This window comes from Streptomyces sp. NPDC091682 (assembly GCF_044756625.1).
Lineage (GTDB): Bacteria > Actinomycetota > Actinomycetes > Streptomycetales > Streptomycetaceae > Streptomyces.
This window is the reverse complement of record NZ_JBIVTH010000017.1, coordinates 139124-161528: the sequence shown is the minus strand read 5'-3', so window position 1 is coordinate 161528 and position 22405 is coordinate 139124. Positions and strand designations below refer to the sequence as shown.

16 protein-coding genes and 1 pseudogene are annotated in these 22405 nt (G+C 71.7%); 2 read left to right on the top strand and 15 right to left on the bottom strand.

The genetic code is table 11. From position 1 onward, the window contains the following. Nucleotides 1–17: 17 nt before the first annotated feature. A complete protein-coding gene (locus tag ACIQK6_RS32430; protein WP_329104936.1) occupies nucleotides 18–656 on the bottom strand; it encodes a ScbR family autoregulator-binding transcription factor in 639 nt (212 codons plus the stop codon). Between the two features lie 126 nt (nucleotides 657–782). On the opposite strand from ACIQK6_RS32430, the gene ACIQK6_RS32425 reads away from it, so the two are divergent. Then, nucleotides 783–1718, top strand: coding sequence for a ScbA/BarX family gamma-butyrolactone biosynthesis protein (locus tag ACIQK6_RS32425; RefSeq protein ID WP_329104935.1), 936 nt, complete (start codon nucleotides 783–785; stop codon nucleotides 1716–1718). 29 nt (nucleotides 1719–1747) lie between these two features. Next, nucleotides 1748–1930 (top strand): annotated as a pseudogene (locus tag ACIQK6_RS32420) (IS5/IS1182 family transposase); the annotation flags it as partial. A 214-nt stretch (nucleotides 1931–2144) separates the two neighbouring features. On the opposite strand, the gene ACIQK6_RS32415 reads toward ACIQK6_RS32420, so the two are convergent. The 14 genes from ACIQK6_RS32415 to ACIQK6_RS32350 all read right to left on the bottom strand — a co-directional run bounded on the left by ACIQK6_RS32415 (nucleotide 2145) and on the right by ACIQK6_RS32350 (nucleotide 22394). Further along, nucleotides 2145–3299, bottom strand: a complete 1155-nt coding sequence (locus tag ACIQK6_RS32415; RefSeq protein ID WP_329104934.1) for a toll/interleukin-1 receptor domain-containing protein — start codon at nucleotides 3297–3299, stop codon at nucleotides 2145–2147. A gap of 30 nt (nucleotides 3300–3329) precedes the next feature. After that, the gene (locus ACIQK6_RS32410; RefSeq protein WP_329104932.1) at nucleotides 3330–4202 is read right to left on the bottom strand and encodes a macro domain-containing protein; all 873 of its coding nucleotides are present in this window, start codon (nucleotides 4200–4202) and stop codon (nucleotides 3330–3332) included. 273 nt (nucleotides 4203–4475) lie between these two features. Beyond that, the gene (locus ACIQK6_RS32405) at nucleotides 4476–5894 is read right to left on the bottom strand and encodes an amidase (RefSeq protein WP_329104930.1); all 1419 of its coding nucleotides are present in this window, start codon (nucleotides 5892–5894) and stop codon (nucleotides 4476–4478) included. Between the two features lie 120 nt (nucleotides 5895–6014). Next, nucleotides 6015–6809 carry a BTAD domain-containing putative transcriptional regulator gene (locus ACIQK6_RS32400; RefSeq protein WP_329104928.1) on the bottom strand — a complete coding sequence of 265 codons (795 nt, stop codon included), beginning with the start codon at nucleotides 6807–6809 and terminating at the stop codon, nucleotides 6015–6017. A 100-nt stretch (nucleotides 6810–6909) separates the two neighbouring features. Next, nucleotides 6910–8424, bottom strand: coding sequence for a hypothetical protein (locus tag ACIQK6_RS32395; protein WP_402696205.1), 1515 nt, complete (start codon nucleotides 8422–8424; stop codon nucleotides 6910–6912). Between the two features lie 2 nt (nucleotides 8425–8426). Beyond that, nucleotides 8427–9881 (bottom strand): hypothetical protein, encoded by a 1455-nt coding sequence (locus ACIQK6_RS32390; RefSeq protein ID WP_402696203.1) that lies wholly within the window; start codon nucleotides 9879–9881, stop codon nucleotides 8427–8429. Then, the gene (locus ACIQK6_RS32385) at nucleotides 9878–12004 is read right to left on the bottom strand and encodes an ATP-binding protein (protein ID WP_402696201.1); all 2127 of its coding nucleotides are present in this window, start codon (nucleotides 12002–12004) and stop codon (nucleotides 9878–9880) included. The genes ACIQK6_RS32390 and ACIQK6_RS32385 overlap by 4 nt, the downstream gene beginning before the upstream one ends. Beyond that, complete coding sequence (locus ACIQK6_RS32380) at nucleotides 11997–13679, bottom strand: hypothetical protein (RefSeq protein WP_402696199.1); 1683 nt, start codon at nucleotides 13677–13679, stop codon at nucleotides 11997–11999. Before ACIQK6_RS32380 ends, ACIQK6_RS32385 begins: the two co-directional genes overlap by 8 nt. Beyond that, nucleotides 13676–15841 (bottom strand): phage tail protein, encoded by a 2166-nt coding sequence (locus ACIQK6_RS32375; protein WP_402696197.1) that lies wholly within the window; start codon nucleotides 15839–15841, stop codon nucleotides 13676–13678. Before ACIQK6_RS32375 ends, ACIQK6_RS32380 begins: the two co-directional genes overlap by 4 nt. Then, a complete protein-coding gene (locus ACIQK6_RS32370) occupies nucleotides 15841–18057 on the bottom strand; it encodes a putative baseplate assembly protein (RefSeq protein WP_329104916.1) in 2217 nt (738 codons plus the stop codon). Before ACIQK6_RS32370 ends, ACIQK6_RS32375 begins: the two co-directional genes overlap by 1 nt. Nucleotides 18058–18075: 18 nt before the next feature. Next, the gene (locus ACIQK6_RS32365) at nucleotides 18076–18534 is read right to left on the bottom strand and encodes a GPW/gp25 family protein (RefSeq protein ID WP_329104914.1); all 459 of its coding nucleotides are present in this window, start codon (nucleotides 18532–18534) and stop codon (nucleotides 18076–18078) included. Next, a complete protein-coding gene (locus tag ACIQK6_RS32360; protein ID WP_329104912.1) occupies nucleotides 18521–19870 on the bottom strand; it encodes a prolipoprotein diacylglyceryl transferase family protein in 1350 nt (449 codons plus the stop codon). The genes ACIQK6_RS32365 and ACIQK6_RS32360 overlap by 14 nt, the downstream gene beginning before the upstream one ends. Continuing rightward, complete coding sequence (locus ACIQK6_RS32355) at nucleotides 19867–20430, bottom strand: hypothetical protein (protein ID WP_329104910.1); 564 nt, start codon at nucleotides 20428–20430, stop codon at nucleotides 19867–19869. The genes ACIQK6_RS32360 and ACIQK6_RS32355 overlap by 4 nt, the downstream gene beginning before the upstream one ends. Then, the gene (locus ACIQK6_RS32350; RefSeq protein WP_402696194.1) at nucleotides 20427–22394 is read right to left on the bottom strand and encodes a DUF4157 domain-containing protein; all 1968 of its coding nucleotides are present in this window, start codon (nucleotides 22392–22394) and stop codon (nucleotides 20427–20429) included. The genes ACIQK6_RS32355 and ACIQK6_RS32350 overlap by 4 nt, the downstream gene beginning before the upstream one ends. Nucleotides 22395–22405 lie beyond the last annotated feature (11 nt).

Here is a 22405-nt window from a genome sequence, read left to right as displayed (position 1 = left end):
TTGGGTGGCGATCAGGTTCAATTCACGCCATGCGGAGGAGAATCGTCGTCATCCAGGCGCAACGTCTCCATCACCCTGCTCGCGCACTCCTCGCTGGCGATGAGCGGCAGCAACAGGACCCACATCTGCCGGATGCGGTCCGGAAGGTCCCTTCGGCCGCTGTCGAGCTGGGCGTTCATCTGGGCCCCGGTGCAGGCGTTGACCACGAGCTGCGCCAGCTGCCGCAGTTCCACGTCCGGTCGCAGTTCGCCGTTCTCACCGGCCTCGCGCAGGAACGGCTGGAGCACCTCTGCCCACTGCCGATAGGAGTTGCCCTCCTCGTCGCAGACGAAGTACTCCTGGTCCATCACCAGTCGGGCGCCCGCCAGCAGTAAAGGGTCCTCCCTCAGCTGTGTCGCCCAAGCCAAGGTGATGTCCACGGCGCCCTGCACGCCGGCTGCCGTGGGCCCGGCCACCAGCTCCGGCTGGGTCCGGACGATCTCACGGGCGAGCTCCCCCTTCGACTCGAAGTGGAAGTAGAGCGCCCCCAGCGTCAGGTTCGCCCGCCTCGCGATCTTGTTGACGCTCGCCCCGGCGAAGCCAAGCTCGGCGAAAACCTCGGCGCCCGCCCTCAGGATGGCCGCTCGTGTCCGAACGCTCCGCTCTTGTTGTGCCATACATCTGCCTCCCCAGCATCTCGACAATAAACATAGTCATCTCTATGTTACTGCGCAGAGTTCGTTGCACCGATGTCTGCAGTGCCGCCTGCACCCAACTCGCATCGTTCCAGGGGGGAACTCCCGATGAACATCACAACTGGCTTAATCACGCCCTTCGAAGGCGTCCAGCAGGCCTCCACGGCTTTGACCCGCAAGACCGCACCCGGTCAGGCGTTCCTGTCCGGATGGCGCCGCCACGACGACGGCGTCTCCCACACCGTCATCGCCGAATGGCCCGCGCACCACTCCTTGTACACCTCCCACAAGGGCCACTACCACCCGCTCCTCCTCTCCGAGACGATCCGCCAGTCCCTCGCCCTGTTGTCGCACGTCGCCCATGACATACCTCTCGACTTCCGCCTGGGCTGGGATTCCTACGACAGTTCCGTCGTGCCGACAGCCATGCGGACCCGATCAGTGCCGGCCGTCGTGCGCTTGACGGTCACCCACACCGAGGTGGACCGTCACCGGCGCGGATCCGTCCGCCTCGCCACCCAGATCACGGCGATGCGCGACGGAGAGCCGCTCGGCATCGCCCGGGTTCGCTACACCGCCCACCCTCCCGCGATATACGAAAGACTGCGCGGGGAGTACGGGGACGCGCAGGCCGCCACGGCACGCGCCCTCCCCCTCGGGCCCGCCCTCGACGACGCCACGCGGGGGCGGCAGACCTCGCTGGACGATGCCGTCCTGAGCCCGATCGGAGAATCGCATCGCTGGCAGCTGCGTGTGAACACCGCCAACCGCTCCTACTTCGACCACGCACACGACCACGTACCGGGGCTGGTCTTCCTCGAAGCCGCCGCCCAAGCCGCACAGGCCCTTTCCGGCGCCCCCCAGACCGTCCCCACGGAGTTCGACGCCCGGTTCGCCCGCTACGTCGAGCTGGACTCCCCTTGCTGGGTCGAGGCGACCCCACTGCGCCGCAGCAGGAGCGGCGTCGTCCGTACGGAGGTCACCGGGCACCAGACCGGCACGAAGGTCTTCTCCGTGCACGTGACCGCCTTCGAAGACGCCTAAGACCTCGTTTCTTGCTTCTGGCAGCGATCTACCGGCGGTTCGTCCAGTGGAGCCGGAATCACACATGGGCAAGGCTCCACCGAGTGGTCCTCGACGAGCTCGGCGCCCGCGGCCAGCTGGACTGGTCGCGGTGCGCGATCGACTCCGTCAGGGGGAGGGCCGCAAGAGGGCCACTAATGGGACCGAACCCGACCGATCGCAACAAGTCGGGATACGGGCTCTGAGCTGGTCTGCTGCTAGCCGACGAGCAGTTCCGCCGCTTGGCCGTACTGTTCACCCTGCACCTGCGTCAGCCTCCGCAGTGCGGATGGCCCGCCCGGATACCGGGGCTGACCGCAGCAGCCGCTCACTGGATGTGCTGGTCCCGGCCACCGGGTACCGGCGCCCGGCCGGAGCCCCGGCCGGGCGTCCTTCGCGTACGGGCAGTCAGCGAGGGGGCCCTGCGACGGGCCACAGGACCTCCGAGGTCAGGTCGAATGCGGCCCGGCACATGTCGAAGTGTTTGGAGAACAGGCCCGGGTTCTCCGCCTGGTTCACGTAGAAGACCGGGCGCTCCCTGCCCGTGACGGCCGTCATGAGGGCGAAGAGGAGGTCGCCGGAGTGGGTCGTGCCGTCCGGGTCGACGAACCAGAAGGTGTCGAACAGCAAGGACAACTTCTTGATCGTGAGTTGCCTGCGCAGGCGCTGGTGGACCTCGCTGCCGACCCGGTCGGCTATGAAGCGGTCGAGGTACAGAGTCGAATCCGGGTTGGTGAGTACGTCGTCCAGGCCCGCGAACTCCGACATGGCGTTGCCGAAGATGATTTTGTTGAAGGTGTAGCGGATCTTCTCGTCCCACAAGTCGGCCACGAGGATGCGAACGGTCTTCGATGGATCCCGCACGAGGGAGTCCAGCAGCGCGCCGAACATCTCGGTGTTGTTGTGCAGGTTAAGCAGGAAGTTGAGGTTGTTGCCGACCAGAAACAGTTCGCGCTGGTAGTGGTCGAAGATTTGCGGCATTTGGAAGTTCCGGGATCCGGTGATGTTCTCGTTGTAGGTGACGGTCCCCGTGAACCGGTCGGGCAGCAGCCGCCTGCTGTCCACGGTTTCGGTGATCGCACGCTCCAATTGGGGGTGCGTCTGTTGGAACTGCTCCCGGAACGCGAACATCTCGGTATCGCCGAGCCCGACCATCCGGGCCAGTTTCTCGGTCAGCCGCCGCACGTCCTGGACGTCGCGCAGCGATACGGCCTGGAAGTCCGCCAGCGGGGGGCACACGACCCGCAGTTCCTTGGGGGAGAGGTCGAACAGCAGCGGAAAGACCCGGCCGGCGCGCAGGGAAGGATTCAGGCATCCGCTCTCGTAGATGACCCAGGGGCTGCGCGCGGTGCGCTGGGACAGGAAGATGAATCCGAAGTGGGCCTCGTTGAGTGCCTTGTAGATGCTCGGCACGGCGTGTTCTCCAGGAGCGATCTCCCGCGAGAAGAAGAAATCCACGCGCTCGCTGAGCAGTGAGCCCAGCCACTGCTTGAACAGTTGGGCCAGTGGTTCGATCCGCGGGTCCGCCGTGGACCAGCTGAGGAATGCCTTCGCCTTCGTCACTACCGTTCCCCCTTCGGTGTGTTCCGGGTCCTACAGCGTCGTCAGGAACTGTCGGATCTCCAGAGTGTTGATCTCCTTCAGGTCCGGTGGCCACACGACCACCGTGAGTTCGCGCGTGATCACCCGGTCCCGGGAGGCCGCGACGAAGGAGAGCAGGATCATCTTCAGCAGGTTCTCGTGACTCAGGGTGTCGATACGGCCCAGGGCGCTGCCGATGACCGGGATGGTGAGCGGCTCGCGGTGTCCGTGTGCGTAGACGGATTCCCACAGGCGGCACAGGCTCACCCAGACCCTCTCGGGGCTGGACTCCGCGACCAGGTCGTTGGTCAATCGACTGTAGGCCAGGCCGAACAGCTTGCGGTCACCCCTCGGCATGATCGCGACGGTGCCAATGGGATAGCGGTTCAGTTTGCCCTGGGGTTTGTCCACGCGCGACTCGACCGATTCGGGCACGTGCAGTGCCAGTGCTTCGGTCAGCGCATTGTCGAGATCGTCCTGTACTCCTGAGTAGAAGCGCTCCAGCAACTGCCCCTGGACGCTTGAACGGCTGATCACGCGGTCATCCGCGACGGACGTGTCGAAGGTGTCGGTGAATCCGATGACGAGGTGCCCCGGCTGGTCGAACAGATCTCCGGCGATCACGCGCACCCGTGTCCTCGGATGGTCGAACGCGCGCTCTGCGGATGCCGGCGGGAATGCTTGTACGGCGCCCCAGACGACACTGGCGGCGGCAGTTGCCGCGATGACCGCCACCGGTGCGGAAAAGGTCAGGGAAAATAGGGCGGCAACCAACTGCACTAGGCCCGCGAGCAGTCCGAAGGCAGCCAGTGCGTGCGAGCAGAACACGTGCAGGCTGCGGCGCCCCCACACCAAACGTGCTGTGAATCGGGTCCTGCCGGTCATCCCACCCCCGAGTGGATTTCGCCTCTCCCGAACACCCGCATTCACCGTCCTTCCCCCCGCCCGCTGGCAGTGTGCCCTACGGGCAGACGTCCCAATCGGGTGGACGACATGACTTTTCCGTCGCGCCATCGCCTCCGCGGGCGAGCAGCCGAAGGCGTCGACGTCAATCCGGCTGCCTGCTCTGATGCAGACGCGGGCGGGCGACGTCCCGGTTCGTTCGGTCGGGCCGGGACCGCGGGCACGGGTCGGGAGGGGCGGAGCGATCGGTCGTCGTCACAGGTCCTGGATGCGCCGGAAGGGGCGGTCCGCCTCCAGCGCGAACGCGACCTCCAGCAGTTTCCGTTCGCTGCCGGGGCGGCCGGAGAACATGACGCCGATGGGCAAACCGTCGACCGTCACGCTCGCGGCGGGCACCGAGATCGACGGTGTACCGACGACGTTGTCGACCGGCGTGAACGCCACGTACGAGAGGATCCGTTCGATCAGCGTCGGGTAGGGAACGGCCGGGCTGAGGTGACCGATCGGCGGCGTGGTGCGGGCGAGCACCGGCGAGAGCACGAGGTCGAGCCCCCGAAACGCCGTCGCGTACGCCTCCTTCGTGTGCTTGAGCCTCCGCAGCACGCCCGGAGTGCGCTGCCAGTTCTTCAGGTACGTCTCGCGCAGCCCGCGGCTGAGGCCGTCCGTGCGGTGCCGGTCGAAGTCCGCGCCGAGGGTCCGGCCCGTGACCCCGAGGAGGAACGACAGCATCCCCCAGTACGTCAGGAAGTCGTCGGTGAAGCCGGCGTCGATGGCCAACTCCACCGGCTCCACGGTGTGGCCCAGCCGTTCCAGCGTGGCCACCGTCTCCGTGACGGCCGCCCGGGTGGCGGGGTCGGAGTGGACGCCGTTCGGCGAATCCAGCAAGAACCCGATGCGCAACCGCCGCCCCGAAGGGCCTTCGACCAGGCCCACGGGTGGCAGTTTCGGGTTGCGCCAGTACGTCTCGGCGGCGGCGAGGAACGCGGCGGTGTCCCGCACGGAACGACTCACGATTCCGTCGGAGACGAGGTCAAGCGGCAGTTGACGGCTCTGGGCGTTCGCCACGACCCTGCCCCGAGTGGGCTTGAGACCGACGAGTCCGCAGCAGGCGGCGGGTATCCGGATCGAGCCACCGCCGTCGTTGGCGTGCGCGATCGGCACCGCCCCGGCGGCGACGAGTGCCGCGCTGCCGCCCGACGAACCACCGGACGAGTGGCCGGTGTGCCACGGGTTGCGCACGGGCTCGGCACCCTCGTACTCCGTGGTCGGACTGAACCCGAACTCGGGCAGCCGCGTCTTGCCCAGCACCGTGACGCCGCTGCTCAGGAACTGCCGCGCGAACGGCGCGTGCCGGCGCGCGGCCCTCGGAGTGAAGGCCGCGCTGCCGTGGCCGGTGGGCAGGCCCAGGTAGTCGGTGTTGTCCTTGACGAAGGTCGGCACCCCTGCGAAGGCACCGCCCGTCCGGGTGGTGGGGTGCGTCGGGACCTCGCCGTGCACCTGAACCGCATTGAGCCGTGCCTCGACCGCCCGCACCCGTTCCGCCGCGTCCCGGGCGACCTCGGCGGCACCCACCTCGCCCCGCCGGATCGCCGCGGCCAGACCGACGGCGTCGTGCTCCCCGAGGGCGTCGTCCCGGAAGGCGTGCACCGTGGCAGGTTCCTCGAAAGTCGTCACCGCTACCTCATCACCCGGTCGTGTGGATGGTCGTCCGCCATCATCTCCTACTGTCGAGTAACACGTGAGGGGTCAGCCGTCCCGCCACCCCTGCGTCAGTCGAGTCCCGGCTCGCCAACCTCAGACCCCTCCGACCACCCGTTGTCGTGCGGGACGACGGTCGGACTCGCTGAACTGCTTCATCAACGCCCTCAGCTCGCGGCCCGGTGCCACCCCGAGTTCACGCCGGGTCAAGCCGCAGTAGGCGTCATAGCTACGCAAGGCCTCCACCAGGTTCCCCTCCGCCAAGTGGGCCTCGATCAGAGCGCGTTGGGCGCTCTCCCGCAACGGTTCGGCACCGACCGCCACCAGGGCGGATTCGACGGCCTCGGCATGGCGGCCCACATGGGACAGCTGGCGACTCAGTGCCTCCAGGGCATGCAACAGCCGCTGCCGGACGCGTTCGCGCTCGAGCAGCACCCAGTCGTCGTACCAGCCGGGCAGCAGGTCCAACGCGTCCGTCCGCCACTTCAGGGCGCACAGGTCCTCGCTCCCGGCGGTACCGCTGATCAGTCGCCCCGCCCAGCCGTACAACACGTACAGATCGACCACCGTGTGCTCGCGCACCGACAGCGAGCACTTGTCGGAGTCGAGCAGGTCGATGCCGGCCGCCTTGAGCCGCCACAGCGCCGACCGCAAGTTGCCGGCCGCCCGCAGGTCGTCGCCGGACGGCCACAGCGTGCCCGCCGCGTGCCGGCGTTCGACGCGGCCGCCGTTGAGTGCGACGAAGGCGAGCAGCCGTTTGCTGCCCTCCGGCACATCGAGCCCTCTCCCCCGGTGGACGACGCGCGGCCCACCGAGGAGGTGGAGGGTCGGCGCGTCCCCAGGCCCGAGAATCCGGACCGGCGACTCGAAGAACTGCGGATTCGGATGCATAGGCGGTCCTCCCGCTAGAAGCCCGGGCGGCAGATGCTATGCGCACGACGTCACCCGGTCATCACCGAGAGCAACCGACGAGCCGGTCTCCAGGATCTACCTAGAGCCCGGATTCCGGCTCCGTCCGGAGCTCCCCGCCCTCCCCGCCCGCCACGACCTCTCCCTCCTGAGGGTGACGTGCCTCGAACCGCGAGTCTCCTTCCTGTGGTTCGTGACAACGCCGTCGTTCCCGCCGGACGAACGCGACCCAGTGGGTGGTGGGTTCCCCCTGCTCGTCTACGGGGAGCAGCACGTCCACCTCCGCGCTCCCGTCCAGCCGGATGCGGTCACGGTGCTGGGCCTCCTGGACCGCTTGTGCGACATCGGCAAGGCCCCCTACGCAAAATCGCAGGTCCCGGCAGGCCTCCAGCCAGATCCGCACCTGTTCGAACGGACTGCGGTGCTGATCGCCGATCGTGAGGGGCAGGTAGCCGGCGGGTGGCAGCTCCGCGATGCCCATGCGGTCCAGGGGATACGGAGTCGTCCGGGAGGCAGCGGGCTTGACCAGCCCGCCGGTGTCGATGTCCTTGGCGAGCTGGAACAGTTCGCGGCTGATCTCGTCCTTCGTGCGGCGGTGCAGGTACTTCGAGCCGCCGAGCCGGACCAACTGCTCCAGCAGCGGTGCCAGATCCGGTTCCGGCCGCTCGGGCGCCCCGACCAGTTCCGCGAGCTGGGCCTGGAACTGGAGGACTTGGGCGACGAAGACGTCCCACGGGCGCATGCCGAGGCGGGACTGCCACTGCCGGTACGGCGGGGCCTCGCCACGGTCCCGGCGGGCGGCCCAGATGTCCACCTCCCAGGTGTCGATCCCGCAGGGCTGCGGGATGAGCACCGCGAGCCGCACGGCCTGCGGCTTCCCGGGGACCCCGGGCGGAGCCCAGGACAGGGGCAGATCGGCGCTGCCGGTTCCGTACGGCCACGGGGAGTGCTCGGTGCGCTCGGCGGCGAAGAGGCGGGACGCGATCCAGTTGCGACGGAACTCCGGATCGCGCGTGCCGATGCCCCGCTCGGTGGCTTCCGTGAGCCTGATCCGCACGCCTTCCGCGGTGTAGGGACGCCGGGTGGTGCCCGCGCCGGAGCAGGGATCGTCGCAGTAGGAGCCCTGTACCGGCGCCTGGCCGTACTGCCAGGATTCGGGGACCGCTTCGACCCACCAGAAGGTGTCGGCGTCGTGTGTGAGACCGGACAGGGGCAGCGTGACCAGCCGCTCCGAACGCAGCGGACGGCCGTCCGCCGTGATGGCGAGGCCGGCGCCGACCCGCAGGACCCCGTCCTTCAGGGTGACCTGGTAACCCTCGACCACCCCGGGGCCGCCCGCCGCTGCGACGGCCAGGGCGAGTTCGCGCGCGTAGTCCTGGATTCGGTTCAGGTGTTCGGCGCGCAGGAACAGCCCGTCGAAGGCGTTGAGCCGGTCGATGCCACCGCCCGCAGTCGCGGGTGTTCCGTCGGAGCCCGGCCCGGGCGGTCCCGGCGCCGGCCCCGACGCGGTGCCCGGCGCAGGACCGGAGGGGGGTGGCGCGGGCGGCACCACCGGTCCCGCGCCGTAGCCCGCGGCCCCGGCGGTTCCTTCGGTCATCGTCATTCCTCGGTCCTCCCGGCGGACGTTTCGCGCGGCATGTCAGTGGTGACGACGGCGTCGTGCCCTTCGTGGCGCGTGCCGGGCGGGCCGCCGACGACGCCTGCGAACGGCACGTGGTGGGGGGCCGCTCCGTAGAGCGGCTTGGGGCCGGTGCCGCGGATCCGGATGCGTACCGTCTCGTACGCGGGCCGCTGGTCCAGGTCCACCCACACCTGGCGCCGGTCCGGGGACAGCCCGATCGCGGCGACCTCGTCGGTCGCCCAACCCCGCCCGTGCCGGGACAGCGAAGTGATCTCCACGCCCTCGGGCTCCGCGGAGCCCTTGGCGAGGGGCACGGTGATGTCGAACGTCAGACGGGTGTTCTCGCGTCCCCATTTCAGCGTCTCGGGGATCAGGCGCGGGCCGCCCGCGTCCTCCACGGTCCCGGAGCCCAGCACGCCGGGCGCGAGCCCGCACACCAGCTCCTGGATGGTGGTGGTAGGAAGGATCACGTCGCGGACGGCCGGCTCCACCCTCACCTCACCGATCCGCACGCACTCGTCGTACTCCGTGAGTTCGACGGTCAACCGCGCCAGCGCGACCGCGGCGTGGTCCTCCGTCATCGGCGCCCGGGGAGGGCACGCATCACCGTCCTCGCGCTGCGGCGCCTGCTCGGTGGCGTCCTCTGCGGCCAGTCGCCGGAAGGCCTTGAGCAGTTCCCGCGCCCGCAGGTGTGCCGGGGCGTGCGCCACTTCGTGCGCCGCACGCAGCGCCTCCTGGCCGGCGGGGTCCGAGGGTGCGGCCTCGTCGAGACCCAGCAGTACCCGCACCCGGTGGTAGGGACGCCAGTGGTCGGGCTCGGAGGTGCGGATCGTGATCCGCGCCGTTTCGACGGTCCGGGAGAAGTCGTCGTGCCGCCGGGTGACGTCGCAGGGGTCGGCCAGTGCGGGCACCGGCCGGTCGGGGCAGGACGCGAATTCGGCGTAGACCCAGGCCGTCACCATCCGGCGCCCGGGCGGGCAGGGCCCGTGGTCGCTGTCCTGTCCCGCTTCCTCGTGCTCGCCTTCCGAAGGGTGCCGTTCGAGCCACGAGGCCGCCCATTCCGTCAGGGACACGCACCACGACGCATCCAGACTGAGCTCCCGGCCGAGTCCGTCCACGGCGAGGCCGGGCACCACCGTCAGTGCGTCTGCGTCCCGTCGGACACCGAGCCCCCACACCACGCCCGAGCCGTGCAGCCACGCGTTGTGCAGCATGAGCTTGCCGCGCGGGTTGCCCATCAGCACGCGGAAGTCGTCCTCGCCGAGGAGCATCCCGAAGGCCACGCGCAGCGCGAGGAACGGGTTGACCGGCAACTCGTCGCCGGTGCACGGCCCGGGGGCGCAGGATCCCGAGCCGTGTGAGGTGTCGTGCAGGTCCGGGGCGGACGCGCCGCCGCAGCCGCACGGGGTGCTGCCGGTGCCGAGCGCCGTCATGATCTCTCCTTCTGAGTGGGCCTGTCGGTCGCCGTGTCTGGAGCGGGCGCGCCGGTCCGCGCCACGGCGAGCGCCCGCGCGGCCCGCCGGTCGCCCGTCGCCCCCTGCCCGGGCGGACTGCAGGGGAACGGCCGGCCCGCCTTCCCGTACTCGCGCCGCATCGCGTCGACGAGATGGTTCTGGCGGATCCGGCAGACCGTTGCTCCGTCGTCGGCCGCGCGGAAGGCGGCCCCGATCGCGGCATTGCGGATCCATCCGCCGGGCACCGGATAACACCGTGCCAGCGCTTCGAGGTCGATGTCTGAGTGCAACAGGTCTGCCGGGAGGTGAAGTTGCCACATCCGGTGGCGCCCGACGTCGTCGGGGAGCGGGAACTCGACCACGAAGTCCATCCGACGGATGAAGGCCTCGTCGATGTTCTGGCGCAGGTTGGTCGTCAGCACGGCCAGCCCGTCGAACCGGTCCAGCCGCTGCAAGAGATAGGCGGTCTCCATGTTCGCGAAGCGGTCGTTGGCCTCGGAGATCTCGGTTCTGGTGCCGAACAGCGCATCGGCCTCGTCGAGCAGGAACACCGCCTGGGTGCGCTCGGCCACCTCGAAGCACGCCGCCAGGTTCTTCTCCGTCTCGCCGATGTATTTGGAGACCAGTTCGGAACCGTCGACGATCAGCAGGTCGCGCTCTGCCGCGGTCGCCAGTACCTCGGCGGCCAACGACTTGCCCGTACCGGGCGGCCCCGTGAGCAGGAGGCGTACGCCGCGGTTGGCGCGGGCCGTCTCCCTCAGCTGCCAGCGGTCCAGCACGAGGGCCTGGTGTTTCAGCCTCGCCACGGCATCCCGCAGTTGTCCGTCCGCCTCCTCGGCCAGGACGAGCCGAGGCCACTCGGCGCATGGACTGACCAGTTCCACGCCCGGGGGCAGCAGCGTGCCCGCGCGGGCCCGGATGGCGGCGGAGACGTCCACGACCCAAGTCGTGTCCTCGCCCCCGTCGGCGGAGGCGAGTCCGGTGCGGCCGCGCATGTCGAGCGCCACCTGCGCGGTGAGTGCCGGATCGAGCGGATGGCGGGCGGCCAGTTCGGGTGCGTGTTCCCAGGCGTTGGGGAGCGCCGCACGCCAGGCCGTGCGGCGGTCCGCGGACTCGATCGGCCCCAGGGGCACGGCCAGTACGGGCCGTTGCGGCCCGGGGCGTACGGTACCGGGAGCGGCGCACACCAGCAGCGGACCCCGCAACATGGTCACGGCCGGGGTGAGCGGTCCGGAGCCGCCCGGCTGCGGTACGGCGACCAGCAGCGGCACGGCGTCGCGGACGGCGGCGTGCAGTCCCAGCAGTCTCATGGCTTCGGGGTCGTCGGGCCGGGCGCGGGCTGCGACGAGGCCGAGTCCGGCGGCGTCCGCGAGCGCTGCGCACCGGCTCAGCGCGACGGTCTCGTCCCGTGCCGTGACCAGGAGGACACGGGGTTCCCTCGATCGGAGGGCGGCAACGGCTCGCACCACCTCGGGGAGTCCGAGCCATCCGTCGAGCCCGGCGACCGGCGGTCCGGGGTCCACCCCTTCGAGCGAGGACGGCCAGGCGCGATGGCCGTGCAAGGCCTCCCAGAGCTGGTCGGCGAGGACGAGGGAGCGTTCGTGGAAGGGGCCGTCCCCCTCCAGGGTGAGGACTCCCCCGCGTACGGCCGGGCCCTCGTGGAGCAGTCGGCGCAGGGCCACCCGGTCCGGACGGCGACCGTGTGCCGCCGCGTTCCGCGCGGCCCCGCGGGCGGCGCGGTCGACGAGGAGGGAGGCCAGGCCCACGCCGGGGTGCGGCTCGCCGCCCGGATGCATGGCGCGGAAGGTCCCGGCCAGGCCCTCGTGTTCCTCGGGCAGTCCGGCGAGGAGGACGAGTTCGGCTTCCAGCGGGCCGATCCCCAGCCGGTGCACGAGCCGGTCGAAGGGCGTGCCGGTCAAGGGCTCGGTGCCGCGGATCTGTTCGGCGCGGCGCACCGCGCCGTTGGCCCAGTCACGGAGGAGGGCCGAGGATTCGCCGGCGGCTTCCTCGCTACAGGTCGTTTCCAGGAGTTCGGCCACGCGGAGGGCGACGGTAGCGGCCCGCGCGGACAGGTCATGGCTGGTGCGGTCATCGTCATGCATAGACGTACCTCACGACCGAACCGAGCCAGGGCACCCAACCGGGGTCGAGGTCCAGCCCGGCGCGGCGGACGGCGAGATCGGTGTCGGCGACGGCCAGGTGTGCCTCGATCCAACCGGGTTCCGCGGTGATGCGTCCGGGCCGGCGGGCGACCGCGGCCACGACCCCGTCGGGGTCGTCCGGCCCGCCGCCGTGCAGTCGTACCGCGGTCGCCCGCGCCCAGTCGGCGGCGAGTGCGTGGACGCAGGCGAGTTCCTCCGGTGTCGGTTCCTGTGTTCCGAGTACGAGGGCTGCCCGGGCCGGGCCGAGTCCGGCCAGGGCGAGGAGCGCCGCGTCCTCGGCCACGATGCCGGGTACGAGGGCTCGTCCGGCCGTGTGCAGCACCCAGGGCAGTGGCCTCGCGGCAAGGCCGGGCTCGTCCAGGGCGCGTTCGGGGAGTCCGGCTTCGGCGGCCGTCGCGATGAGGAACAGCAGACCGGCCCAGCCGGTGGCGATCCCGCCCAGTGGATCGGGGCCGCCGGGTGCCTGCTCCGGGGGGAGCCCCCCGGCCACCGCCCGGACGGTCGGCCGCGCGCCGGAGTCGTCGGTCGCCCGGACCGGGTGCCCGCGGCGCGGCCCTTCGGCGGGCCCGGGCCTCGACGGGGGCGCCAGTGCCCCGTCCCGCGTGGCCGGGGGCGGGAGCGGCGGTGCAGGCCGGTCCGTCGGGTCGCTGTCGGCCCCTGCGGACGGGGCTGGGAGCCGGGCCCGGTCCCGCTTCCGGGCCCGGGCATCGCCTTCGGCAGGGACCGGCGGCGGTAGCTGTCGTGGTATGGGCCTCGGGGTCGCGTCCTGCCGCTCGGGGGCGCCCGTCAGCGCTCGCAGAGCGCCGGCGAGCAGCAGGGGCAGCCCGGCGCGCGGGGGCCGGTGGAGGGCGGCGGGGTCGGTTTCCGCCACGAGCAGCACCGCCCAGGCGGTCAGGGTGTCTTCCGTCGGCCGCAGCCCGGTCTCGCGGACCAGGGAGGCGAGGCGCGATCCGGCCGGCAGGGCGGCGGCGAGGGTGCGGGTGCTCTGGTGCACCGCCGGGTCGGGATCCGGTCCCGGTCGCGGCTCGGACCACTCCGGCACGGCGAGGGCTGCGGCCAGCCGCTGCCAGCCCGCCCGGCCCAGTGCCCGGTCCAGCGGGGCCAGTCCGCACGCGTCGGCGGCGCGCAGCAGCGCCGCGGCGGCCTGCTCGGGGTGACGGTCGAGCGCCGTGAGGATCGCCGCGCCTGGTGACGCGTCGGGCGACGGGTCACCGGGCCGCAGGATCCCCGTCTGCCGCCAGGCCCACAGCCGTTCGGTACGCCCGTTCGCGAGGCCGGTGACCACGTCGGCGAGCAGTTCCACGTCGTGGCGGTAGTGCACGACCGCGCCGGCCCCTTCCCGTACGGTCCGTTCGATCGTGGCGACCACGGCTAGGGACCAGTCCTGTGCGAGTGCGGGGTCGGGGCGGGTGAGATCGAGGGGCAGGGTCAGGTCGAGGCGGGACAGGCACCAGCGTCCGGGCGGCAGCCGAAGTCCGCGCAGGGCCGCTTCGAGCCGTCCGCCGACCACATGACGGAGCGGTCCGCGCAGCCGGTCCTCGATGGCCGGCGCTTCCTCGGCGGGGTGGCGCAGGGTGGCCGAGAGCCGGTCGATGACGATGTCGGGGCCGCTCATCCGACCCTCACCGCCCCGGTGATGGAGGTCTCGCCGACGCGGGCTCCGGCGGCGGGTACGCCCACGATGCCGTCCGCGCCCACCCGGGCGCCGCCGACCACTGCGGGCGCCCATCCGACACCGGGGCCGACCACGGAGGTGAGGCCGAGGTGCAGGGTTCGGCCGATCCTCATCCCCGCGCCCAGGGGACAGATGCCGACGAGGGTGTGCGCGGGCTTGTGGCTCTCGACGACGGCACGGACGACGTCGAGCTGCTCGGTGCTCGGATCGGCGGGGATCAGCACGGTGAACCGGTGGGCGGTCGCCGTGTAGCCGTCCGCCCCGGGCCGGGTGCCGCCGACGGTGAAGCGGCCGAGCGCACCCGCCGTGGCCGCCCCTCCGCCCACGGCGGGTGCGGGAGGCCCGCCGGGCTCCGTGCCGAGTACCGCGCCGCCCAGCCCGCGCAGGCGCCAATTCTCCACCACGCTGACCGGCAGGGGGAGATAGAGCCTGAGGATGCGTTCCAGGCAGGCCGCTGTTCCGCGGATGCGGAACAGGTCGTGGGCCTGAGCGATCAGAGCGCGCCGGGCCGGCATCGGCCAGCGCCGGTCGAGGGCCAACCCGACCAGGCCCGCCAGCCAGCCGAGGGCCTCCTGCGGGGTTGCCGTCGGATCGAGGAGCAAGGTGCGCAGGGCGGCCCGCCCGTCCAGCTCGTGCAGGAGGCCTTCGGCGGGGGCCAGGAAGCGCTGCAGGAATGCCGCGTCGCTCTCGTCCCGGCTCCAGGACCTGGGGAGTTGGGCGGGCAGCCGGTGTCCGGAGCGTTCCACGCGCAGGGCCCGGACCCGCGGGGTGAGCCGCCGGGTGCCGATGAGGCGGAGCACGATCCACAGGTACCGGCCGGGTGGCGCCTGCACGGGGGCCTCGTACGTCTCGAAGCTGTCGTCGGGGGCGATCTGGGCCCAGGGCCATTCCCGTCCGGTGGGGCGCCTGAAGAGCGGGGCGGGGGGTTGGAGCCGGGCGGCGAGCTGGGCACGGGAGGGGAGCGGCGGGGTGCGGTCCGGATGTCGGATGGTGCGTCCACCCTGGGTGGGGGCCGACCAGGACAGCGGGTCGGGGACCGTGTCCTCGTCGCTGGACAGGCAGCTGACGCGCACTTCGGTGCCGGGCGGGATGCAGGCGTCGAGGAACATGCGTCCCCAGCGGGTGCGGTACGCCTGCGCGTCCAGCCGGTAGCAGATGACGCTGCCGGCCTGCACGTAGCGGGCGGCCGGCCCGGCGGTGTGGCCGATCCCCGCGGGGGTGGTGAACGCGATCCGCCCGTCGGGCCCGATGGTCATGGCGCCGCCGTCGAAGCCGGGTGCCCGCAGCGGTTCGATCTCGGACCAGGAGGTCCCGTCCGGCCTGAACCGGCGGAAGGGGTGCCCCGGGACACGGGCCACGACCAGGGTGCCGTCGTCCGCCAGGTCCAGGTCCACCGCGCCGGGCACCACCAGCGCGCGGGTGCCGTCGGTGCGGGCGATGACCGCCCCGGTGCCCGGTGGTCCCGTCCAGAGCACGTGGAGATGCCCGGCGTGACCGGCGATCCGGGTGGGGCGCAGCCCTTCGGCGCCCGACGGACGGCGCAGCGCCGGCCCGCGCCGCGGGCTGCGGCGGCCCTGGAGGACGACGATTCCGGCGGGCCGGGTGAGCAGGGCGGCCACGCCGCCGCAGTGGGGGGTGACGTCGAGGGGCCGCCGGTGCGGATGGGTGGTGTCGCGGACGGAGACACGGCGCAGCGGCCGCTCGCCCCACAGGTCCACGACGTGTACGGCGCCGGCGCCGGATTCGGCGATGTAGAGGCGCTGCGCGCCGTCCACGGCGAGGCCGCGCGGCACGCACAGGGCGCCGGGCCGGTGCGGGGCGCCGGAGGGAGATGCAGATGCGGCCCCCGAGGTGGCCTCGACGCGTCCGGTGCGCGGGTGAGAGCGGTAGGCACGGCCCCGTCGGTCGAAGGCGAGCCCTGCGGGTCCGTGGCCGGCGGGCCCGCCCGGACCGGGGCCAGGTTCCGCTCCCGGTTCCGGCTCCGGCTCCGGCTCCCAGGCGAGCCCGACCCCGCCCTCATCGAGCAGGGCAGTGGAATCGTGGCGGCAGCGGGCCCACTGGTCGGGATGTACCAGCACGCTGAGGGCGCGGTCCCCGTGCATCAACACACCTCCGGAGGCAGCGGTACGACGACGGGGTCGCCGGGAGGTGGGGGCGGTGTCCCGTATCCGGTCCCGACGGGCAGCGGGCTACCGGTGACGACGGTGACCTCGGCGAGCCGGGGCACTTCCCACGGCCGCAGCGGTACGAGGTGCAGCGGCGTCCACCCCCCGCCGCCGGAAGCACCGCCGGAAGCGCCGCCGGTGCGCCGGGCCAGCAGCAGCTCGTCCTCGATGTACTCCACTCCTTCCACCTGTACGGCGACGGCCTCCAGTTCGGCGCGGCGCACCGCCCTGCCGAGCGGCCAACCCTCGCCCTCGGGTCCGTACGGCGGCAGCGGCGCGAGGTACTGACGCACGATCAACTCGACCCAGCGGCGAACCGCGTCGGGTTGGTGGCCCTCGCGGGTCCGGACGCCCACCGACACGGCGATGTCCACGTAGGTGGGCGGGATGACGTACAGCTCGGTGGTGACCAGGCGCCGCGGGTTGAGGTGCGCCGCCACGTGGCGCAGCAGGGCGAGGTCGGGCAGTGGGGCGCCCGGGTCACGGAGGTCCTCGGTGGGGAAGACGAGCACGCTGATGACTCCGGCCGCGGGCTGGGTGGGCGTGTCGGGGTGCAGCAGCGGAAGGGTCTCGGCCCGCCGCACACCGGGGACTTCGAGGGTGAGTGCCCGGAAGTCGTCTGCGGTGACGGCCCGGTCGCGCCGGTGCACCTCGGCGGGCAGCGCGTCCAGGGCGTCGGCCAGGGAGGCGGCGTCCGCGCCGCCGGTCGCGGGGAGCGGATTCCTGACTTTGACCGCTGCGACGCCGGTCAGTGAGCCGATCGCGCCCGCCGCCACGTTCCCGGCCGAGCCGCCGCCGTACCGGTAGGACAGGACCCGGATGCGCTCGCCGATCTGGGGCAGCCGACAGCGCGTACCGAAGCGCACCACTCCGGCTTCGGCGTCCAGGACGTAGTGCCGGTCGAAGGGACCGCTGGAGGCGAAGTCCTCGGCCTCGGTCCAGGGGCGCCAGCCGTCGGCCTCCTCCACTTCGAGCCGTACGCTGCTCGCGATGACGGGGCGCTGGGTGAGGCGGAAGGCCTGCCCGGCGTCGGCCGTGCCGATGCCGAGGAGTTCGGGTGTGGCGGTGCGGGACTGCACCGCGCCGACGGCGTTGACGCCGACCCAGCGGATGCGGTGGATGGCGTCGTTCTCACCGGCCGGGCGGCGTACCCGCAGCCAGCCCAGGACTCGCGCGGCGAGCTTCTCGTCGTCCAGCGGGGGTGGACTATCCAGCCCGCCGGGGCCGCTCTGCCCTTCGGGGTGGGTGGGGAAGCCGCCGGGCAGGCCGACGCTGACCACACCGGTCGTGGTCAGTCCGCGGGTGGTGTCGCCGAGGACGGCGAGAGGGGTGAACGCGGTGGCGGCGACCGGGCCGTTCCACAGCTCCCACAGGGTGGCGGGCGGGGCGGTCAGCAGGTCGTCCGCGCGCAGCCGCGTGGGGTCGTGGGGATCCCTGGCCACGAGGTCGAAGGGGCGGCGCAGTTCCTCGTCGAGCACCACGCCGACGAACAGCGTCTGATCACGCAGCTGTTGCGGGTTGGTGCTGTTCTTGCCGAGCAGGGCGATCCACAGGCACTGGTCGATGGTCGTGCTGACATCGAGGGGCGGGTCGTCCGTGAGCGGATCGGTGGGGACGCCCGTGGTGACGTAGAAGGAGACGGGCGCCCCGGCCCGGGCCCGGCCGAGCTCGGCGGCCGGGAGGGCCTCGACGGCGTTCTGCCGTCGCCGGTTCTCCGCGGCGGCGCGCGCGGGGTCGCCGGTGGACGGTACGGGAGCTGCGGTCTTGCCGACGGCGAGGGATTCCAGGGGCCAGGCGACCACCTCGTTGTCGGTCTCGAAGACGACGGCGCCGGCCCGGGCCTCGGCGCCCCGCAGTACCTGGACGCCTTCGGGGCGCTCGGTTTCCAGGACGAGCAGGGTACGGGCGGTCGTCGCCGGGCGTGGACGCACGCCCAGCAGCCGCAGGAAGGCCACCTTGGTGGTGTCGGGGATCTGGTTGAAGCGGAAGAGCAGCGACTCGCCCAGGTGCGCGAACAGTTCGAGCAGGGCGATGCCCGGGTCGCTCGCGTTGTGGTCCGTCCACTCGGGGGCGTAGACCGGGATCCGCTTGACCAGCTCGTCCCTGAGCTGTTCGAAGGTGCGGTCGTCGAGGATGGGGCCGATCAGGGGCATACCGTCATCACCCGGCCGCTACCGCAGGTAGAAGGGGTAGACGAGGTTGTCCGGCCGCAGGTCGACCAGTCGTACGTACGCGATGTCGATCCAGACCATGGTCGGCTCCTCCCCCGGTGTCACGGCGACCTCGGTGACCCTGATCCGCGGCTCCCAGCGGGTGAGCGCCTCGCTGATCTCCTCGCTGAGCGCGGTGCGGGTGGCGGTGGTGTTGGGCGCCATGAGGTAGCGGCGCAGTCCGCAGCCGAAGGTGGGTCGCATCACGCGCTCCCCGGGCTCGGTGTCGAGGATCGTCTCGATCGACTGCCGGATCAGGGCCTCCCCGCTCGCCCAGCCCAGCCCGCCCGCGTACCCGCCACCGGCCCCCTGCGGCCGAATCGGAAACCGGACCCCGGTCCCGAGCCAGGCCTCCGCCGCTGTCAGGGCTCTTCCGCCGGCGCCACCGGCGACTGATGTCAGAGCGTCAAATGCTGCCATGCCGCTCATGGTCCGGGCCGACCGTCACCGCAACGTTTCCGGTGGACCGATCCACAGGGAGGTGGCCGCTCAGCGCCGCGACGACTTCCCGGGAAGCCGCGAGGGCGCGCAGGTGGACCAGGCCCGGATCGTCCCGCGGGGTCGACCCGGACGGCGAGCCGGCCCGCACCAGCAGGGTGATGACGAGGCTTCCGTCCCGCCGGTGGGCGGCGCGCAGCACTCGGTGCTCTCCCAGTCGCTGCACGAACAGCCCCGCTGCGGGCAGGAGTTCGACGTCGGCGCCCCGCAGCGTGCACACGTACAGGAACTCGGCGCCGCAGGCCCGGACGGTGAGCAGAAGGGAAACGAGATGGGTCCGCAGGCTCCAACCGACCTGCGAACCGCCCTCATTGTCGGTAGCCGCCCTCTCCAGTGCGACGAGCATCCGCTGCCACACGTCGATCTCCGCGTCGGTCGGCTCGGGTGGGCCGAGCTCCAGCCACACCGGACGGGCCAGCCAGGCCCCCGCGCACACGGTCAGTGCGCAAGCGGCCGCCAGAACGGCCTTCGGGTCCGTGGCGGGCAGCTGCGCCTGCTCGTAGCCGATGCGGCCGACCACAATGAGGAGCGAGGTCCACTGCGCGCCGGTCAGCGGGCCGATCCGGCGAGCGCGGGCATCTCCGCGGGCGAACTCGATGACGAAGCGGACGATCGCGTAGGCCGTCAGCCAGAAGAGCACGGCTGTGCCGGGCGCTGCGGCACCCAGAGCGAAGGGTGTGGCCAGCGCCGTCACCGCGAGCAGTGCTGCCCCGTCCAAGAGCTGCACGGGGAAGAGCCGGACTCCTGCCAGCGGATCGTCACCATGGAGCCCCCGCGTATAGCGAATGCCGAAGCGAGAGGGCCGACCGTGGCAGCAGCCGTGCAGGAGACAGCCCCAGCGGCCTGCTGCCGTCACCACCCCGAGCGCCACGACGAGGCAGTCCAGGACGGTCCTGACCGGTTCCCCCAGCAGGTGCGCCACGATTCCGTTCACCGCGAGGACCAGCAGGACGTTCTCGAGCAGTACGTGTCGCTCCCGGCCGAGCAGCGCCTTCTGTGCCAGCCCCATGAGGACGAAGGCAGCCGCCGAAGCCACCACGGCGACGACCAGGGCCGAGGTGGCCGGCCCCCGCGCGGCGAAGAGGGCCGCGAGGGTTGCGGTGCCCGCTCCGATGCCCGCGAGACCACACACCAGGTACGGCGGTCCGTCGCAGCCGAAAGGCGCGCCGGGTGCGGCGGCCAGTCCGTCCAGCCATCTGCTCGTCCGGGAGGGTGGGTCGGCGTCTTGGATGCCCGGCCGTCGGAGTGGCGCGCTCAACGTGGCACCTCGCCGGACGTGACGGAGACGGTACGGGCCACGGCGGCGGGGATGACGTCCTCGCGCCGGAGGAGTTCGTCCCCGTCCATGCGGCCGTGCACGTAGACGGCGTAGAAGAGCTCCTCGCCGTTGTCCAGTACGTAGGAGACCGCTGCCTGCCGCGGTTCTTCAGAGGGCACTTCGTCGCGGTGAAGGTGCACGCGTACGTCCAGCACGGTGCGACCGAGCAGTGAGCGCAGCCAGTCCGGAGCCTGGGGGGTCCGGCTCAGTCGGTGGCGATCCGCGTACGGGTCGTCGCCGAGCGCCTCGTCGTGAACGAGGACGGAGAGGCCGCTCGGCCAGACGGTCAGCGCATGGATCAGGCCGTCGGAGAATTCGAGCTGGACGGGACCGGAGACCGAAGGGAAGAAGAGCGATGCGGCGCCTCCTCGCTCCGTGAAGTCGGCGGGTCTGGTCGACGTGATGCGCTCGATGTCTTCCAGGGTGCGGCCGACGGCACGCCGGAGCAGGTCCCTGCGGTTGAGCGGCAGCATGGTTTCCGGGTCCTGGTGTTCGGTCATGGACCCTGCCCCTCGGTTCGCAGCCGGAGGATCCGCCGGCAGCGGTCGATGATGTTGTCGATGCGCCCGCTCGGGGCGCTGTTCGGGGTGAACCCGGTGGGGTCGTTGACGAAGACGGCGCCGTCGGATTTCCGGATGATGAACTGGAAGTCGCCCACGTTCATCCGGGCATCTTGGAGGCGTTGCCGGATCGCCTCCAGGTCCGTGATGGTCCGGGGGGTGATGAACCGGGCGTTCTCCCGGGCCGCCGCCGGGTCCGCGGGTGGCTGTCCCTCGCGGCCGATGGTCTCCTTGCTGCCGACACCGTCGATCCTCTTCAGGATGAGACGTTGGGCACCCGTGGTCGTCCTTCCCTCTGCCACGTACACGGTCGCGATCCCGGCGAGTTCGAGTTCGACCATGGCCGCCGCCTCCGTTCCGGCTCGTCCCGCGCCAGTCTTGCTGGCCAGTTCGGGCCGGCCGACGATCTCCGCGACCGATCCGGTGCCCCCCTTGCCGATGACGGGCCCTTCGGTGACGGGCCCCGGCACCGGCGGCCTGCCTTCCGCCCACTTCAGCAGGGCGTCGACCCTTCTGGTCCGTTCCGGACCGCGCGGGACGGCCATGGTGCCTTCCAGCGCGACCATGACGGCCGGATCCGCTTCGGCGAAGAGCCGGTCGAGTCCGGCGGCCCTCCCAGAGGTGTAGAGGCCCTCCGTGATGGCGCGGACCCGCAACGGGTGCTGCAGTTGCTGTTGCGGTACCACCCCGGGGATCCGCGTACCGGTGCGCGGATCCGTCCGGGGCCCGCTGCCGCCCCCGCCACGCTTCTGCCACTTGGCCTTGGCACCCGCGGCCATGTCCGCGCCGGGTCCGACGATGGTGGTCATGTCGATGGTGACGGGGACCAGTGCCGCATCCGTCTGTTCTCCCCCCTCGATGTCGAGGGGGAAGCAACCGCACGCGGGTTCTCCTCCGAGCGGTGTGAAGGCCGATCCGTATCCGGTCTTCGTGTAGTCCTCACCGACCCGCTCGTACGGGTCGCTGCAGGAGACACCGGGCGGGCACGTGTAGGCCGGGCCGGAGCCCGACCCGCCGCTGGGCGGCTTGCGAAGGCACTTCCAGATGCAGCTGCAGCCCAGCGACCCCCACTGCGCCGTCGCCGTCGGGTACCACTCGTGGCCCTTGGGGCAGGCCTTGGTCTTCTGACTGCAGCCCTGCAGTCGCAGTCCGCGCTGCTCGGCGAGTCGACCGTGGACACTTCCTCCTCCCAGCACCTGCGCCGCGGCCCGGTCCGCCTCGTGCTCCAGGGCGTCGTCGTGGGCGAGTCCCCACTCTTGCGGCCGACTTGGGACCCGCTTCCCCTGCTGAACGGTGTGGGCCAGTTCGTGGGCGATCAGCGCATCTCCGTACGGCGTTCCGGGCCGGTACTGCTGGTCCGCGAAAGCGACGTCCTGGCCGTAGGTGAAGGCCCGTGAGGACAGCTCGGCGGCGAGCCCGGCGGCCTCGGCGTCGGTGTGCACGCGGACGCCGCCGAAGTCGCGCCCGAAGCCCTTCTCCATCCGGGAACGCACCCCGGATTCCAGTGGCTGCCCGTTCTGCAGCCGGTCCCGCACTCCTTCCGGGTCCGTGGGTCCGGCCCGGTCCGTGTTGCAGGCCCCGGCCTCCTTCCGCTGGACGACGGCAGCTTCCGGTTGCGGGGTTCCGCGATCGCCCGGTGCCTGCGGGCCGGCGGGGGCGGCGGATCGGCCCTGGTCGTGGCCGAGCCACTCGGCCGGTGCGGCTCCCGGGAGGATCTGGGTGAGCTGTGCGGCCAGCGAACCCCCACCCGGCGGGAGCGCCTCCGCCCCGTGCCGACCACCGCATCCGCCGGTGGGACACTTGGTCGCCCCGCACGACTGCACCGTTTCACGGGTCACGTGGTTCGTGCCGCACGAGCAGTCCGGTGGGGCCTTGCCCTGTGCGCGCGGGCGTCGCGTGAACATCGCACCTCTTC